Consider the following 15352-nt stretch of genomic DNA (forward strand, 5'->3'; position numbering starts at 1 on the left):
TTGCGCAACCGCCTGGTGCTGTTGACGCAAGCCGGCGAAGAACGGCTGGCTGCGGCGTTGCCGGCGTGGGAAGCGGCGCAGCAAAAATTGATTGATCAGTTAGGCGCCGAAAAGCGCGAAACCTTGCTGGCCTTGCTGGATGAACTCGCCTGAGCGCGGGTTTGTTCGATTACAAGCGGGTATATCCCCGCGAGCGGAGAATAAGAACATGACCTCGATGTGGCGCACCAGTGGTTGGATCCTTGTGGGGAGTGCGCTGATCCTGGCGTTGTCCTTGGGCGTGCGGCACGGTTTCGGCCTGTTCCTGGCGCCGATGAGCAACGAATTTGGCTGGGGGCGCGAGACGTTTGCCTTCGCCATCGCGCTGCAGAATCTGATTTGGGGCCTTGCGCAGCCGTTCACCGGCGCCCTGGCCGACCGTTTCGGCGCGACCAAAACGGTGTTCGTCGGCGGCGTACTGTACGCCGTGGGCCTGGTGTTGATGGGCATGTCCGATTCGGCGTGGTCATTGTCACTAAGTGCCGGCTTGCTGATTGGTATCGGCCTGTCGGGCACCTCGTTTTCGGTGATTCTCGGCGGGGTGGGCCGCACCGTACCGCCGGAAAAAAGCAGCATGGGCATGGGCCTCGCCAGCGCCGCAGGGTTTTTTGGTCAGTTCGCCATGGTGCCCGGCACATTGGGCTTGATCGGCTGGCTGGGCTGGTCGGCCGCCTTGTTGGCGCTGGGGCTGATGGTGGCGCTGATTCTGCCGCTGCTGGAGATGCTCAAGGACAAGCCGCTGCCGGTGGTGACTGGCCAGCAAACCTTGCGTGAAGCCTTGAAGGAAGCCTGTTCCCATTCCGGCTTCTGGTTGCTGGCATTCGGCTTTTTTGTGTGCGGTTTCCAGGTGGTGTTTATCGGCGTGCACCTGCCGGCGTATCTGGTCGACCAGCATTTGCCGGCCACGGTGGGCACCACGGTGCTGGCCTTGATCGGTCTGTTTAATGTATTCGGCACCTACACCGCCGGCTGGCTCGGCGGGCGCATGTCCAAGCCGCGCTTGCTTACCGGCCTGTACCTGCTGCGTGCGGTCGTCATTGTGTTGTTCCTGTGGGCGCCGGTCACCGAAATCACGGCCTACCTGTTTGGCATGGCCATGGGCTTTTTGTGGCTGTCTACGGTGCCGCTGACTAATGGCACCGTCGCAACCTTGTTTGGTGTGCGAAACCTCTCGATGCTCGGTGGGATCGTGTTCCTGTTCCACCAAATCGGGTCGTTCCTCGGCGGCTGGTTGGGCGGGGTGGTCTATGATCGAACCGGCAACTACGATTTGATCTGGCAGGTGGCGATTCTGCTGAGCGTGCTCGCCGCCGCGCTGAACTGGCCGGTGCGCGAGCGGCCGGTGGCGCGCTTGCAGGCGCAGATGGAGGCGGCATGAGTGTGACGGCACGGTGTTTGACGGTAGCGGCGCTGGTCGTGCTGATGCTGCTGGCCTGGTGGGGCTGGCAGCGTGGTGGGCTGGCGTTGATGCAACTGGGTATGTCGATCTGTTAAGTTCGTGGTCTGGAAATGTTAAGGACTCACGACATGCAGATGCGCTGGCTTGCAGTACCCGTCCTGATGGCCATTGGCAGTGTTGCCATGGCCGCTGATTGCCCACCGTTGCTTGAGGGCCAATTGCCCAAGCTGCGCGCCAAGGAATCCATCGATTTGTGCCAGCGCTTTGCCGGCAAACCCCTGGTTATCGTCAACACCGCCAGCTTCTGCGGGTTCGCACCACAGTTCAAAGGCCTCGAAGCCTTGTACCAGCGCTACAAGGGCCAGGGGCTGGAAGTGATTGGCGTGCCGTCCGATGACTTCAAGCAGGAAGCCAAGACCGGTGAAGAGACCGCCAAGGTCTGTTACGTGAATTACGGCGTGACCTTCACCATGACCGAACCGCAAAAAGTCAAAGGACCGGACGCGGTACACCTGTTCAAGGTGTTGGCGCAGCAGACCAGCGCGCCGAAATGGAATTTCTACAAGTACGTGGTCGACCGCCAAGGCAAGGTAATTGCCAACTTCTCCAGTTTGACCAAGCCGGACAGCCCGGACTTGATCAAGGCAGTGGAAGAAGCCTTGGCTTCCAAACCCTGATCGTCGGCGATTAAAAAGCCCCGCCTCCTGTGCAGGAGAGCGGGGCTTTTTTAGATTCAGCTGGCGAGCCGGTCAGGCTCGCAGTGAATCAGAACTTGTAAGTCGCACCCAGGCCGTAACCCCAAGCGCTGTTTTTGTACTCGGCGTTGTAGGCGTTGCCCTTGCCGGTACGGTTGACGTTGACTTCTTCTTCCCACAGGTAGGAGACGGCAGCGTCGATCGTCCAGTCTTCGGTAGGGCTGAAGCCGGCACCAAAGCTGACAGCCTTACGGTCGCCAGTCGGGATACGCACCGAACGGTCGGTGTTGTTGGTAGGCGATTGGTCAACCGAGAAGCCGGTGCGCAGTACCCACTGTTTGTTGACCTGGAACGAAGCACCGATGGCCGAGGCCCAGGTGTCATGCCAGTTCTGTGGCTCGTTGATGCGACCGATCGGGCCAGCCGCGCCACCCAGTGCAGGCGAAACGCCCGAGTTGTTGACGGTGATTTCTTTCAGGCGGCTCCAACGGGTCCATGTGGTACCCGCATACAACGTCCATTGGTCATCCAGCTTGTGGGTGATGGACATGTCGTAGGATTCTGGGGTGGTGATGTTCAACTTGGCGTCAAAACGCCCGCCGTTGAACGGACCAAAACCACGGCCGGAAATATCGGTGTGACCCGACAGGTTGTAGGAAACCTTGGAGGTGTACGTCAGGCCGATGTTGGTGCTCGCCCATGGCGTCACCAGGATACCGACTTTGTAGCCCCATGCGGTGTCATCGCCCTTGATGTCCACCAGGCCATCATTGCGGCCGAAGGTTTGCGCCAGCGGCGTCGACGAGGTCAGGTTACCGCTGATCTTGTTGAACGTCGGGCCGATACCCACGGACACGTATTCGTTGAAGGCGTAGCTGACAGTCGGCTGGAGGGTGACGACTTTAACGTCACTCTTCTTGCCGTAGTAACGGCCGCCGAAGCTGTCTTCGTAGTTGGTGATCAGGCCGAACGGCGCATACACGCCCAGGCCGAACGCCAGGTCATCGGTCGCTTTTTTCACGGCAAACAACATCGGGACTTTGGTAAAAGGAACCATGTCACCGTCGTTGCTGCTGCCGGGTGGGCCACCGCTGGTGTTTTTGATATCGGTCTTGGCGTCGATAGCTGCGACACCGGCAGTGATTTGATCGCGCTTGAGGCGTGACATGCCGGCAGGGTTGCCAGCGACAGTGCTTGCATCATCGGCAGATGAAGAGCGCCCGGCGAAACCTGTACCCATCCCACTGATGCTTTGCTCGTTGAGGGCAAAGCCGCTCGCGAACAGTTGGGTGGAGGCCATGGCAACGGCGAGGCTAAGTGTGGTCTTGAGCATTACTTTTTTCATTATTAGAACTCCGTGGTGATCACCGCTGCGGAAAGTAACAATAAATTTAGGTTAGCGCTATAGGCTGTAATGCAGGAGATAGAGCGGTTTTGTAGGACAATCCGACCAAAATCGGGGTTTTTAGCCGAATCTTGCAAAACGCCTGGTCAACAAGTGACCTGATTCATGGGTGAAACACAGGTCTGCCAGGCTTGGGTGAAGTCCCGCAGCCGACCTTGTGGGTGAAAAATTTCTTTCCAGATACGTGCCATTGCCAGTACATCGCCCGGCTGCGGCAGGGCAGGGCTGTGCTGCTCCACCAGCAGCCATGCGATGGCGGTGGCGTAACGCAGATTGACGGTTAACTCAAGCTGGGGCGCACTGAGGAATGCGTGCTGACTGGCCAGGCCGCGTACCAGGCTGGCGCGCTCGGGGTCGCGCGCCAGGTAATGGTCCCAAAGGGCGCGGTGGCGCGGTTCGGTGATGCTGTACAGGCCGTGGCCACGCCGGTCGTGCAGGGCCGAGCCGAGTTCCGACTGGCTGGCAGCAATGCCCAGCAGCAGGGCTTCGGCTGTCGCATTATGGCGGCCGAGGTAAATCAACGTCGGCCGGATCACATAACGACACAATTCGCTGGCGGCGATACCCATACAAGCCTCGGTCCATGAAAGTGGTCGACGGTGCCTGAGAGGGGGCTTGGCAGCTGTGAATCGGATCTCAGGCCCGTCGCAAGCGGATCAAGCCGCTTGAGTTGAAGTGTAGTGTCATATTTACGATGTAAAGGACTGTTTTTAAAACATCTTCTTCATTTAGTTATAACGTTTATATCTATTTGAACTTAGCGAAAATGTTTCAATGCCGAATTTCAGGCAATAAAAAACCCTGCTTTTTAAACAGGGTTTTTGTGTTTCAGCGACTCGGGTCGATCAGGCAGTCAGTGCCTGACGGGTACGCTCGATCACGGCCTGCAGCGGCTCTGCGCTGGAGTATTGATCGGGGTACAGGCGTTCGCTGTGACGAGCGATGCCGTGTTCGTTGACCAGGGTGAAGCTGAAGCAGCCTTTGCGAGCGGCCATGATCAGGCAGTTCATTGGTGCAAAAGCGTTGGTGAGGGTGCGAATGGCATCCTGAGTGTGGATTTGAGTGTTCATATTATTGGTGTTCCTACAAATGACACGGATAAGAACCGTGCAGCGTTAAAACGTTCCAGTAACGTTGATCACCATTGATCAAACGAAGAACCGACTGGAACAAAGCAGCCAGTTTGAAGCGCTATTAAGTTGGCGCGCTTGGGCTGGCAGGTAGGTACTTAGGAGGGCAGGCAGCACAACAGGGGCAAAGGTTCTGGGCCCGGGGTGAAGATCCTGATCAATTTGCAGGTTGGTTCGGTCAGAGTATTGAGACTTCGCGGCACCCTTTGCATGTTCAAAGGCAGTGTCGTCGCAAGTGATACTTGGAAACCATCGAGGTGGTCGGTCCCGTGTTGTTCAGGGGAGTTGTTCGACCAGAATTGACTTTCAGCTTGGTACTAACGCCGCGGATAGTAACGGATCGAAACCGGGAAGGGAAGCGGCTGAGCAAAAAACTTTTATCAGCTGCCTAGAAAACCACGATAGACCAGCACTGTTACGGCGGCCGCCAGCGAGCAGCCCAGCACGTAGGCCGCGAGGGTCAGGCGCCAGGAGCGGCCGGTTTCGATCACCTTCATCACGTCGCGCATGTCATTGATCCGGCCTTCACCCAGCTCGATGCACAGGCTTACCGCAGTAAAGGCCGCTGATAACAGGATGGCGATGGCAAACAACGCCCCGTCAGGCGAGGGCAAAGCTGCATTGATTCCCAATGATGTCGCGCAGATGGCGAGCAGCAACACGGCGAACAACAGGATTCCTTTCATCTGCGCCTACAGGAGAGTGACATCGTTGGTGCAGCAGTGTGGCGAGCGCGGGCGGTTTTGAAAAGTGCTCTGTTTTGCAGGCTGGTTGCTCTGTGGCGGTAACATTTTCGGACAGATTGAAGCAAAAAGTGTCGGCGATATAACCAGTGGATGGGTACTTGTGCACATTCGTTGCGCGGTGTGTAACCACTCTGTCAACTGCCCGCAAGTGCCGTCGTTTGCCTGCAACGAAAATTTAAGTCAATGAAAAACATCGCTTTTTTTTATTGGTGAAAAAATCGTCAGTTTGACTGCGGCCCCCGTTTCATGGGGCTTTGAGCGGGTTCAAGGTGGGTTGTCCACTGAGTTATCCACAGCTTCTGTGGATTGTCCCGAGCGCTTGCTCTAGAACGGGCGTGTAGGATTTATCCAGCTTTACCTGCGCGAAAAAAAGAGTAGAGTGGCGCGCCTTCCAATCTGTCCCACAGTGCTTTATGAAGTTTCGCTCAGTATCACCCTCTGTTACCGATACCCCTCAAACTGTTACCACACCCAAGCGATTTTCGTTGAAGGTTGCCTTGTGGCTGCTCGACAGCCCGCGGCTGGGGCATAACGCCAACATCAAGCACTTCGCCGGGCGCTTGCTCAAGCAGCCGGCCCGCGATGGCGTGGTCGCCGCTCAAAGTCGGCTGGGCCAGTTGATGTGCCGCGAGTGCGGCAACGCCCGCGACCGCCGCATAGGCCACGACCTGCTGCGCCTGGCGGCTCGCGCTGGCGACCGCCGCGCCCTGCGCGAGTTGGGGCAGGTCGAAGACTGAGCTGTCCTCAAGCCCCATGCTTGGTTAACCTTGCTCCTTTTCGGTGATGGCAGAAATGGCTATGGTTTTTGACTGGACCAGTATTGCCTTGGGTCTGGCGGGTGCAGCAGTGCCTTTATTGGCCCTGTGCTGGCAGATTCAACGTCGACTGACCGCGCGCATGACCGGTTGGGAGCTGCTCGAAGAGCGCCTGGCAACCGCGCAACTGGCCCAGGAAGGGCTAGCCGCGCAACTGGACGCCAGCCGCGATGAAATCAGCGACCTCAGCCAGGCCAATGCCGCGAAACAGGCCGACCTGGCCGCCATGCGCCGCGAAGTCGAACTGCTGCAAATCGACCGCGATAACGCCCGCGATGCCGCCCATGCCTGGAACCTCGACCGCAGCGCCAAGGAAACCGAGCTGCGCCGCCTCGATGCGCTGTCAGCTGCCTTGCGCGCCGAATTGCGTGAACAACAGGACAGTCATCAACAACGCCTCGCCGACCTGCAAGGTTCGCGCGATGAGTTGCGCGCGCAGTTTGCCGAGCTGGCCGGGAAGATCTTCGATGAGCGTGAGCAGCGTTTCGCCGAAACCAGCCAGGAACGCCTGGGCCAGTTGCTTGACCCACTGAAGGAACGCATCCAGTCCTTCGAAAAGCGTGTGGAAGAAAGCTATCAGAACGAAGCCCGCGAGCGTTTTTCCCTGGCTAAAGAGCTTGAGCGTCTGCAGCAATTGAACCTGCGCCTGTCAGACGAAGCCACCAACCTGACCCGTGCCCTCAAGGGCCAGAAGACCCAGGGCAACTGGGGCGAGCTGATTCTTGAACGGGTACTGGAACATGCCGGGCTGGAGAAGGGCCGCGAGTACCAGACCCAGGTGAGCCTCAAAGGGCCGGACGGCGAGCGCTTTCAGCCGGACGTGCTGATCATGTTGCCGGGCGACAAGCAGGTGGTGGTCGACTCCAAGGTCAGCCTCACGGCCTATCAGCAATACGTCGCGGCAGATGATGAGGTGATTGGCCAGGCGGCCCTCAAGCAGCATGTGCTGTCCCTGCGTAACCACGTCAAAGGCTTGGCCGGCAAGGATTACAAGCGTCTGGAAGGGCTGCACAGCCTGGATTTCGTGTTGCTGTTCGTGCCCATCGAGGCCGCATTTTCCGCCGCCCTGCAGGCCGAGCCGAACCTGTTTCAGGAGGCGTTTGACCGCCATATCGTGATTGTCAGCCCCACGACCTTGCTGGCTACCCTGCGAGTGATCGACAGCCTGTGGAAGCAGGAGCGCCAAAGCCAGAATGCGCGGGAAATTGCCGAACGGGCCGGCTGGCTGTACGACAAATTCGTGCTGTTCATCCAGGACCTGGATGAAGTGGGCAACCGCCTACAACAGTTGGATAAGGCTTACAGCGCGGCGCGTAACAAGCTGACAGATGGGCGTGGGAATCTGGTCAGCCGTACCGAGCAATTGCGGTTGCTGGGTGCGCGTGCGAGTAAAAGTCTGCCAGCGGATTTGCTTGAACGGGCGATGACCGATTCAGACGGTGTGGCGCATCTGCCTGAGTAAATGCAATCCAAAATGTGGGGCCGAGTACACTCTGTTTAAAGCGGCAAATGCCGACTCAACAGCGCCCGCAACGCCGCCGGCTTCACCGGCTTGGCCAAGTAATCCAACCCTGCCGCATGCACCTCGGCCACCATCTCCGGTCGCCCATCGGCACTGATCACCACCCCGGGAATCGGTTCTGCCAACTGCGCCCGCAGCCAGCCCATCAGCTCCGTGCCCGTCTCGCCGTGGTCCAGGTGGTAATCCACCAACGCCAGTTGCGGGCGCACGCCCTCGGCCAGCAGTGCCGCGCACTGCGCCTGGTCGGTGGCCGTCCACACTTCGCAGCCCCAGCGCGTCAGCAGGCTGCGCATGCCGATCAGGATGCTTTCCTCGTTATCCACACACAGCACCTGCGCGCCGCTTAATGGCAGCCCATTGTCTGGCGCGATCTTGGCCTGCGGGCTGGCCTGGTTACGCGCCAGCGGCACGCGCACGCTGAACACGCTGCCTTTGCCCGGCCACGAGCGCACGCTCAACGTATGCCCGAGCACGCGGCACAGGCCGTCAGCGATTGCCAAACCCAGGCCCAGACCCTTCTCGGCGCGGGTCTGGTGGCTGTCCAGGCGCTTGAACTCTTCAAAGATGACCTTCTGTTTATCCAGCGGGATGCCAGGGCCACGGTCCCACACTTCCAGGCACAATTCGTCCTTGTGCCTGCGCACGCCCAAAAGCACGGGGCCGTCGGCATAGCGGAACGCGTTGGTGAGAAAATTCTGCAGAATCCGCCTGAGCAACTTGATGTCACTGTCTATCCGCAACCGGCTGCCGCGCAGGCGGAAGCGCAGGTTCTGCTCCTGAGCCAGCGCCTTGAATTCGGCGCCGAGGGTGTCGAACAGCTCGTTGAGCACAAAGGGCTGCCGCTGCGGGTTGATCTTGCCGTTTTCCAGGCGTGAAATATCCAACAAGTCGCTGATCAAGTCTTCGGCCGAGCGCAGCGAGCTGTCCAAATGTTGCACCAATTGCCGCGCGTCGGCAGACAGGCCGTCGTGCTGGTGGGAAAGGGCTGCGGAGAACAGGCGTGCAGCGTTCAAGGGTTGCATCAGGTCGTGGCTGACAGCCGCAAGGAAGCGGGTCTTCGACTGGCTGGCGGATTCGGCCACGCCCTTGGCGTCGGTCAAAGCGACATTGAGCTGGGAAAGCTCATGGGTACGCTCGGTCACCCGTTGCTCAAGGCCTTCGTTGGCCTCGGTCAGCGCCTGCTCGGCCTCCCGGAACGCAGTGATGTCGGTAAAGCTCATGACAAACCCACCGCCGGGCATCGGGTTGCCGATCAGCTCAATCACGCGGCCATTCGGGAACAAACGCTCGGAGGTGTGCGCGCGGCCTTGGCGCATCCAATGCAGGCGGCGCGCGACGTGCACCTGGGCCTCACCCGGCCCACACAGGCCGCGCTCGGCGTTGTAGCGAATAATGTCGGCAATCGGCCGGCCCACGCTGATCAGGCCTTCAGGGTAGTTGAACAGCTCCAGGTAGCGGCGGTTCCAGGCCACCAGCTTGAGGGACTGGTCGACGACACTGATGCCTTGGGTGATGTTTTCGATCGCGCCTTGCAGTAATGCGCGGTTGAATTGCAACACCTCGGAGGCTTCGTCGGCGATGCGTACTACGTCCTCCAGCTGCATCTCCCGGCCTTCAATCGCGGCTTTTACCACTGCGCGTGTCGAAGAGGCGCCGAGTACGCCGGCCAGCAGGCGTTCGGTGTGGGCGATCCAGTCGTTATCGGCATTCTGGTTGGGGTTGAAGCCTTTGCCTTGGCGATAGGCAAATCGGATAAAGCTCTGCTCGGCGCGTTCCTTGCCGACAAAACGTGCCGCGAGGCTGAGCAGGTCGCTGATTTGCACCGACAGCATCGAGCGCGCATTGGCGCGTTGGCTGATTTCCTGGCCGATAAAGCGCCCGGCCTGCCAATGCTCGGATACCCGTGTGCGCGACAGCATCGAGACCCACACAAACAGCGTGAAATTGCCCGCAAGAGAAAACACAGTACCCAGGGTTAACGAGGTGACGGTGAAACCAAAGGGGTGCGAATGCATCCACGTCAGGCCGGGGAAAAGGCTCAACGACCACCCCAGGCTTTTCGCCGTCACCGGCAGGACCAAGGTGTAGAACCACAAGAAAGTGCCAGCCGCCAAGCCGGCAAATACGCCTCGTCGGTTGGCCTGCTTCCAATACAGCGCGCCAAGCATCGCTGGCGCCAGTTGGGTAACGGCGGCGAACGCGATCTGGCCGATGGTTGCCAGGCTCGCGCTGGAGCCGAGCAGGCGGTAACTCACGTAGGCCAGCAACAGGATGATCACAATGCTGACGCGGCGCACCGACAGCATCCAGTGGCGGAACACTTCGAACGGCCGCTCTGCGCTGGAGCGGCGCAACAGCCACGGCAGCAACATGTCGTTGGAGACCATGGTCGACAAGGCAATGCTCGCCACAATCACCATGCCGGTGGCCGCCGAAGCGCCGCCGATAAACGCCAGCACGGCAAGGGCCGGGTGCGCTTCGGCCATGGGCAGGCTGATCACGTAGGAGTCCGGCAATACCGAGGCGGGCAAGAGCATTTTGCCGCCGAGGGCGATAGGGATGACGAACAGCGCGGCGAGAATCAGGTACGCCGGGAACACCCACTTGGCCAGGCGTAAATCCTGCGGGTCGATGTTCTCTACCACGGTGACGTGAAACTGCCGGGGCAGGCAGATAATCGCCATCATCGCTACGCCGGTCTGCACCACCATCGATGGCCAGTTAATGGTTTCTGTCCAGTATTCTTCAAGGCGCGGGGCGAGCATGGCCTGGCTGAACAGATCGCCAAAACCATCGTATAGGCCGAAGGTCACGAATGCGCCTACCGCCAGAAAGGCGAACAGCTTGACCAGGGATTCAAACGCGATCGCCAGCACCATGCCACGGTGGTGTTCGGTGGCATCGAGGTTGCGGGTACCGAACACAATGGTGAACAGCGCCAATACCAGCGACACGATCAACGCGGTGTCCTGGGCGCGGGTGCCGGTGGTGTCGGGGCCGGAACCGATCAACAGGTTCACGCCCAGCACGATGCCTTTGAGTTGCAGAGCGATATAGGGCAGCACGCCGACCAGGCAGATCAGCGCCACCACCACCGCCAACGATTGGGATTTGCCGTAGCGTGCGGCGATAAAGTCGGCAATGGAGGTGATGTTTTCCTGTTTGCTGATCAGAATCATCTTCTGCAACACCCAAGGTGCCAGCACCAGCAGCAGGACAGGTCCCAGGTAGATCGGTAAAAACGCCCACAGCTGCTCGGCGGCCTGGCCTACGGCGCCGAAGAAGGTCCAACTGGTGCAGTAAACGGCCAGCGACAGGCTGTATACCCAGGCACGTATTCGTGGCGGTAGCGGCGCGTGGCGGCGATCACCGTAAAAGGCGATGGCAAACATAATGGCCATATAGGCCAGGGCAACGGCGGCGATCAGCCCGCTGGACAGCGTCATGGTAACTCCGAGCATAAGAACACCCGGGCATTCCGAGCCCGGTGGGACAGTCTCGCATGATGCTGGGGGTTAGTCAGTGTCGACCAAGGTCGTGTGGGATCGAATGTCGCAGCGCGTGTTCAACGCGGTGGCAGGGTTTTCTGACGCAAGATGTAAATGCTCACCAGCACTGCACTGGTCAGCATAAACCCACGTGCCCAAGGCAGCGGCACCAGGTAGCAGGAAAAACCAATGCTCAGCCACATCAGGCCGATGGCGTAGACCTTGCCCTTGAGCGGAATGCCATTGCCGTCCAGATAGTCTTTGATCCACGGCCCCAGGCGCGGGTGTTCCACCAGCCATTGGTAGAAGCGCGGGGAGCTTCGGGCGAAGCAGGCGGCTGCGAGTAGCAGGAAGGGCGTGGTCGGCAATACCGGCAGGAAGATACCGATCACTCCCAGCGCTACGCTCAGCCAGCCGATGGCCAGCAGCACGTAGCGCAGGAGCAGTGAGCGCTTGCCCATGGGCGTCATGGGCAACCGACTCAGTGGTGACGTGGCTTGAGGATCGCCGGTTTTTCGTCAGGCGCATTGCACAGCAGGTACAAGGCGGTGAGGGCTTCCGGGATCTGTACGATCATGTCGTCCATCAGGTTGGCATCGGCGGCGATGTCGGAGAATTCCGGCTGGTCGTCGAACAGGCCCGAACCGACCATGATCGGCAGCAGCATTTCGCTGACTTCTTCCTCGGCAGTTTCGAACCAGGCGGCTTCGCGCAGGAACACACCTTCCATGAAGCCGATGCACCAGCCGCGCAGGTCGGAGTCATCCGGCTCCTCGCCCAGGTCCAGCTCGCACGGCAGCTCGAATTCCTCATCGGAAGCCAGTTGGCGACCAATGTGGGCCTTGAGGGCCAGCAGGGTGGATTCGATTTCTTCGCGTTGGGCGGCGTCGGCGTAGTGCGGTTCTTCGGCGAACAGCGCGTCGATCCATTCACGGTCGGGCACGACGTCGGCGCAGATCGACAGGGCGGTCAGGTAGCCGTGAGCGGCCACGTAGTCCAGCGCCTCGTCATGCAGCTCATCGGCGTCGAGGAAGGCTTGCAGGCGGGTTAGTTGCTCAGCGAAGGACATTGAAGGGCTACCTTGGGAATAAACGATGCGCAATTCTAGGCTTTCTTGAGCGTCCAGGCCAGCTGCAAGGCATATTTGCCGGGTACTGGAGCGGGGTGACTATTCGTCAGTGGCGCCCTTTGCCAGGTAACGCTCGGGTATACTGCCGCGTTTTGTGATGCCCCTGCAGGCCAAGCGCCAATCCGCGAAAACTTCGCTTACGGATTATTTCCCGTGAAGCGGTGTTTTTCGGCCAGCCTGTACAGAGGGATTTCGGCACCATTTTGGAGTTTTACATGCTCGAACAGGCTCAACGCGTCCTCAAGGACATCTTCGGCTACGACAGTTTTCGTGGCCGCCAGGGTGCGATCATTGAGCGCGTGGCCAGTGGCGGTGATGCCCTGGTCCTGATGCCTACCGGCGGCGGCAAGTCGCTGTGCTTTCAGGTGCCGGCGCTGTTGCGCAATGGCTTGGCCGTGGTGGTGTCGCCGCTGATCGCGTTGATGGACGATCAGGTCGCCACCCTAGAAGAACTCGGTGTCGCCGCCGCCGCCTTGAACTCCACCTTGAGTGCCGAACAGCAGCGCGAGCTGGCTGCGCGCATCAAGCGCGGTGAAGTGAAGATGCTCTACCTGGCGCCAGAACGGCTGGTGCAGCCACGCATGCTGGCCTTCCTGCAAAGTCTGGAAATTGCGCTGTTCGCCATCGACGAAGCCCACTGCGTGTCGCAATGGGGCCACGATTTCCGTCGCGAATACCTGCAACTGGGCCAACTGGCGGAATTGTTCCCCGACGTGCCGCGCATCGCCCTGACCGCCACCGCCGACAAACGCACCCGCGAAGAAATCGTCGAGCGCCTGCATCTGCAGAACGCCGAGCGCTTTCTGTCGAGCTTCGACCGGCCAAATATTTTTTACCGCATCGTGCCCAAGGAACAACCGCGCAAGCAGTTGCTGGCGTTCCTGTCCGAGCGGCGCAGCGACGCAGGCATCGTGTATTGCCTGTCGCGCAAGAAGGTCGATGAAGTGGCCGCGTTTCTCTGCGAGCAAGGCTACCCGGCGCTGCCGTATCACGCGGGGCTGCCCAATGACACGCGCTCTGCCCATCAGAAGCGCTTCCTCAACGAGGAAGGCCTGATCATGGTGGCCACCATCGCGTTCGGCATGGGCATCGACAAATCCAACGTGCGTTTTGTTGCACACATGGACCTGCCAAAGTCCCTTGAGGCCTACTACCAGGAAACCGGTCGCGCCGGCCGTGATGGCCTGCCGGCGGATGCCTGGATGGTCTACGGCCTGCAAGACGTGGTGATGCTCAAGCAGATGTTGCAGAACTCCGAAGGCGACGAGCGCCACAAACGCCTGGAACAACACAAGCTCGATGCCATGCTCTCGCTGTGCGAAGAGACCCGCTGCCGCCGACAGACGCTGCTGGCGTATTTCGACGAGGACATGCCCGAGCCATGCGGGCACTGTGACAATTGCACCGATGGCGTACAGACCTGGGACGCTACCGAGCCGGCGCGCCAGGCGTTGTCGGCCATCTACCGTACCGGCCAGCGCTACGGCGTGGGGCATCTGGTGGACGTATTGCTGGGCAAGGACAACGAGAAAGTGCGCAGCTTCGGCCACGAAAAACTCTCGGTGTACGGCGTCGGCAAGGCGCGCGCCGAAGGCGAATGGCGTTCGTTGTTCCGGCAGATGGTCGCGCGCAACCTGGTGGACATCGACATCGAAGGCTACGGCGGCTTGCGCCTGAACGACAGTTGCCGGCCATTGCTCAAGGGCGAGGTGAGCCTGGAGCTGCGCCGCGACCTTAAGCCGCAAACCACCGCCAAAAGCAGCAGCACCAGCCCGGCCAGCCAATTGGTGCGTGGCGAAGAACGCGAACAGTGGGAAGCCTTGCGCACCCTGCGGCGCAAACTGGCGCAGGAACACAGCGTGCCGCCTTACGTCATCTTTCCCGACTCCACGTTGCTGGAGATGCTGCGCGAGCAACCGACCAGCATGGCCGAGATGGCCAAGGTCAGCGGCGTGGGTGCGCGCAAGCTGGAACGCTACGGCCAGGCTTTCCTCGAGGTGCTCGGCGGCCAGGCCGAGGCGCCCAAGGAAGTCGCCGACATCCGCCATGAACTGATCAGCCTGGCACGTGCCGGCATGACCCCGATCCAGATTGCCGGCCAGCTGCAATGCTCGGAAAAAAACGTCTACACCTTGCTGGCTGAATCCATCGGCAAGCAACAGTTGTCGTTGGAGCAGGCCCTTGATTTACCGGAAGATTTGCTCGGTGAAATCCAGGATGCCTTCCTCGACGGAGAAGGCGAATTGCCACCTGTCACGGAGATCGCACCGCTGTTTACCGGGCGTGTTCCTGAGGGGGTTTTGTATTGCGTACGTGCCGCTTTGCAGTCTGAATTCGAAATTTAATGTGCCAATTACGACAATGTAACGAATCAGTACATAGCACCGCTTGCCTCCTGGCATGGCTCATGCTTAGCTGACTAATAATTAGCCACATTCTATTTTCAGTCTAAATCATGAGTTTTTTATGCCGTTAACCGAACAACACCGCTTTGGCATGCAGTTGGCGCAAATGTCCCGAGGCTGGCGCGCCGAACTCGACCGCCGTTTGGCGGGGCTGGGCTTGTCCCAGGCGCGTTGGCTGGTGCTGTTGCACCTGGCCCGTTTTGTAGATGCGCCCACCCAGCGTGAACTGGCGCAAAGCGTCGGCGTAGAAGGTCCGACCCTGGCGCGCCTGCTCGACAGCCTTGAAGGCCAGGGCCTGGTGCAGCGCCAGGCGGTGCTGGAGGATCGTCGCGCCAAACGCATTCTGTTGTGCGACACCGCCCGTCCGTTGATTGATCAGATCGAAACCATCGCCACGGCCTTGCGCCATGAGTTGTTCGTGGGCGTGGATGAAGAAGATTTGCGCGTGTGCATGCGCGTGCATGGGCACATTCTGGCGAACCTGGAAAAGTCCTGAGGTGTGGCGAGGGAGCTTGCTCCCGCTGGGCTGCGTAGCAGCCCCAAAGCCATCAACCTCGTTGCACCTGAATGATCGCATTC

13 protein-coding genes and 1 pseudogene are annotated in these 15352 nt (G+C 59.8%); 7 read left to right on the forward strand and 7 right to left on the reverse strand.

The features are described 5' to 3' along the window. The 3 genes and pseudogenes from FEM54_RS07820 to FEM54_RS07830 form a co-directional block, all read left to right on the forward strand. Positions 1–153, forward strand: a pseudogene (locus FEM54_RS07820) (MarR family transcriptional regulator); the annotation flags it as partial. A 64-nt stretch (positions 154–217) separates the two neighbouring features. Then, positions 218–1417, forward strand: coding sequence for an MFS transporter (locus tag FEM54_RS07825; protein WP_171045806.1), 1200 nt, complete (start codon positions 218–220; stop codon positions 1415–1417). A 149-nt stretch (positions 1418–1566) separates the two neighbouring features. Beyond that, positions 1567–2115 (forward strand): glutathione peroxidase, encoded by a 549-nt coding sequence (locus tag FEM54_RS07830; RefSeq protein WP_017134901.1) that lies wholly within the window; start codon positions 1567–1569, stop codon positions 2113–2115. A gap of 88 nt (positions 2116–2203) precedes the next feature. On the opposite strand, the gene FEM54_RS07835 is transcribed toward FEM54_RS07830, so the two are convergent. The 4 genes from FEM54_RS07835 to FEM54_RS07855 all read right to left on the reverse strand — a co-directional run bounded on the left by FEM54_RS07835 (position 2204) and on the right by FEM54_RS07855 (position 5354). After that, positions 2204–3478 (reverse strand): OmpP1/FadL family transporter, encoded by a 1275-nt coding sequence (locus FEM54_RS07835; protein WP_017134902.1) that lies wholly within the window; start codon positions 3476–3478, stop codon positions 2204–2206. Between the two features lie 146 nt (positions 3479–3624). Then, complete coding sequence (locus tag FEM54_RS07840) at positions 3625–4107, reverse strand: hypothetical protein (protein WP_017134903.1); 483 nt, start codon at positions 4105–4107, stop codon at positions 3625–3627. A 276-nt stretch (positions 4108–4383) separates the two neighbouring features. Further along, positions 4384–4608 (reverse strand): hypothetical protein, encoded by a 225-nt coding sequence (locus FEM54_RS07845; protein WP_016972449.1) that lies wholly within the window; start codon positions 4606–4608, stop codon positions 4384–4386. A 440-nt stretch (positions 4609–5048) separates the two neighbouring features. Next, the gene (locus FEM54_RS07855; RefSeq protein WP_099548862.1) at positions 5049–5354 is read right to left on the reverse strand and encodes a hypothetical protein; all 306 of its coding nucleotides are present in this window, start codon (positions 5352–5354) and stop codon (positions 5049–5051) included. Positions 5355–5827: 473 nt separating this feature from the next. Here FEM54_RS07855 and FEM54_RS07860 point away from each other — a divergent pair, with 473 nt between their 5' ends. Continuing rightward, entirely contained in the window at positions 5828–6151 is a 324-nt protein-coding gene (locus tag FEM54_RS07860; protein WP_099548863.1) for an SEL1-like repeat protein, read from the forward strand. A 175-nt stretch (positions 6152–6326) separates the two neighbouring features. Then, positions 6327–7691 carry a DNA recombination protein RmuC gene (locus FEM54_RS07865; protein ID WP_163005473.1) on the forward strand — a complete coding sequence of 455 codons (1365 nt, stop codon included), beginning with the start codon at positions 6327–6329 and terminating at the stop codon, positions 7689–7691. 35 nt (positions 7692–7726) lie between these two features. Here FEM54_RS07865 and FEM54_RS07870 read toward each other — a convergent pair whose 3' ends face one another. The 3 genes from FEM54_RS07870 to FEM54_RS07880 form a co-directional block, all read right to left on the reverse strand. Further along, positions 7727–11197 (reverse strand): hybrid sensor histidine kinase/response regulator, encoded by a 3471-nt coding sequence (locus FEM54_RS07870; protein ID WP_138450308.1) that lies wholly within the window; start codon positions 11195–11197, stop codon positions 7727–7729. Between the two features lie 119 nt (positions 11198–11316). After that, a complete protein-coding gene (locus tag FEM54_RS07875; protein WP_169984834.1) occupies positions 11317–11709 on the reverse strand; it encodes a YbaN family protein in 393 nt (130 codons plus the stop codon). Between the two features lie 11 nt (positions 11710–11720). Then, the gene (locus tag FEM54_RS07880; protein ID WP_017134909.1) at positions 11721–12308 is read right to left on the reverse strand and encodes a UPF0149 family protein; all 588 of its coding nucleotides are present in this window, start codon (positions 12306–12308) and stop codon (positions 11721–11723) included. A gap of 275 nt (positions 12309–12583) precedes the next feature. On the opposite strand from FEM54_RS07880, the gene recQ reads away from it, so the two are divergent. Beyond that, positions 12584–14713 (forward strand): DNA helicase RecQ, encoded by a 2130-nt coding sequence (gene recQ, locus FEM54_RS07885; RefSeq protein ID WP_017134910.1) that lies wholly within the window; start codon positions 12584–12586, stop codon positions 14711–14713. Between the two features lie 121 nt (positions 14714–14834). Further along, positions 14835–15269: a MarR family transcriptional regulator gene (locus tag FEM54_RS07890; RefSeq protein ID WP_017134911.1), complete on the forward strand. Its 435-nt coding sequence runs from the start codon at positions 14835–14837 to the stop codon at positions 15267–15269. Positions 15270–15352: the final 83 nt, after the last annotated feature.

It is taken from the genome of Pseudomonas edaphica, assembly GCF_005863185.1.
GTDB lineage: Bacteria > Pseudomonadota > Gammaproteobacteria > Pseudomonadales > Pseudomonadaceae > Aquipseudomonas > Aquipseudomonas edaphica.

What these genes read in the sequence shown, in the direction of transcription:
- recQ (WP_017134910.1), top strand. Translation starts at nt 12,584, where the DNA reads ATGCTCGAACAGGCTCAACGCGTCCTCAAGGACATCTTCGGCTACGAC.
- FEM54_RS07830 (WP_017134901.1), top strand. Translation starts at nt 1,567, where the DNA reads ATGCAGATGCGCTGGCTTGCAGTACCCGTCCTGATGGCCATTGGCAGT.
- FEM54_RS07875 (WP_169984834.1), bottom strand. Translation starts at nt 11,709, where the DNA reads ATGACGCCCATGGGCAAGCGCTCACTGCTCCTGCGCTACGTGCTGCTG.
- FEM54_RS07840 (WP_017134903.1), bottom strand. Translation starts at nt 4,107, where the DNA reads ATGGGTATCGCCGCCAGCGAATTGTGTCGTTATGTGATCCGGCCGACG.
- FEM54_RS07855 (WP_099548862.1), bottom strand. Translation starts at nt 5,354, where the DNA reads ATGAAAGGAATCCTGTTGTTCGCCGTGTTGCTGCTCGCCATCTGCGCG.
- FEM54_RS07845 (WP_016972449.1), bottom strand. Translation starts at nt 4,608, where the DNA reads ATGAACACTCAAATCCACACTCAGGATGCCATTCGCACCCTCACCAAC.
- FEM54_RS07890 (WP_017134911.1), top strand. Translation starts at nt 14,835, where the DNA reads ATGCCGTTAACCGAACAACACCGCTTTGGCATGCAGTTGGCGCAAATG.
- FEM54_RS07825 (WP_171045806.1), top strand. Translation starts at nt 218, where the DNA reads ATGTGGCGCACCAGTGGTTGGATCCTTGTGGGGAGTGCGCTGATCCTG.
- FEM54_RS07835 (WP_017134902.1), bottom strand. Translation starts at nt 3,478, where the DNA reads ATGAAAAAAGTAATGCTCAAGACCACACTTAGCCTCGCCGTTGCCATG.
- FEM54_RS07870 (WP_138450308.1), bottom strand. Translation starts at nt 11,197, where the DNA reads ATGACGCTGTCCAGCGGGCTGATCGCCGCCGTTGCCCTGGCCTATATG.
- FEM54_RS07880 (WP_017134909.1), bottom strand. Translation starts at nt 12,308, where the DNA reads ATGTCCTTCGCTGAGCAACTAACCCGCCTGCAAGCCTTCCTCGACGCC.
- FEM54_RS07860 (WP_099548863.1), top strand. Translation starts at nt 5,828, where the DNA reads ATGAAGTTTCGCTCAGTATCACCCTCTGTTACCGATACCCCTCAAACT.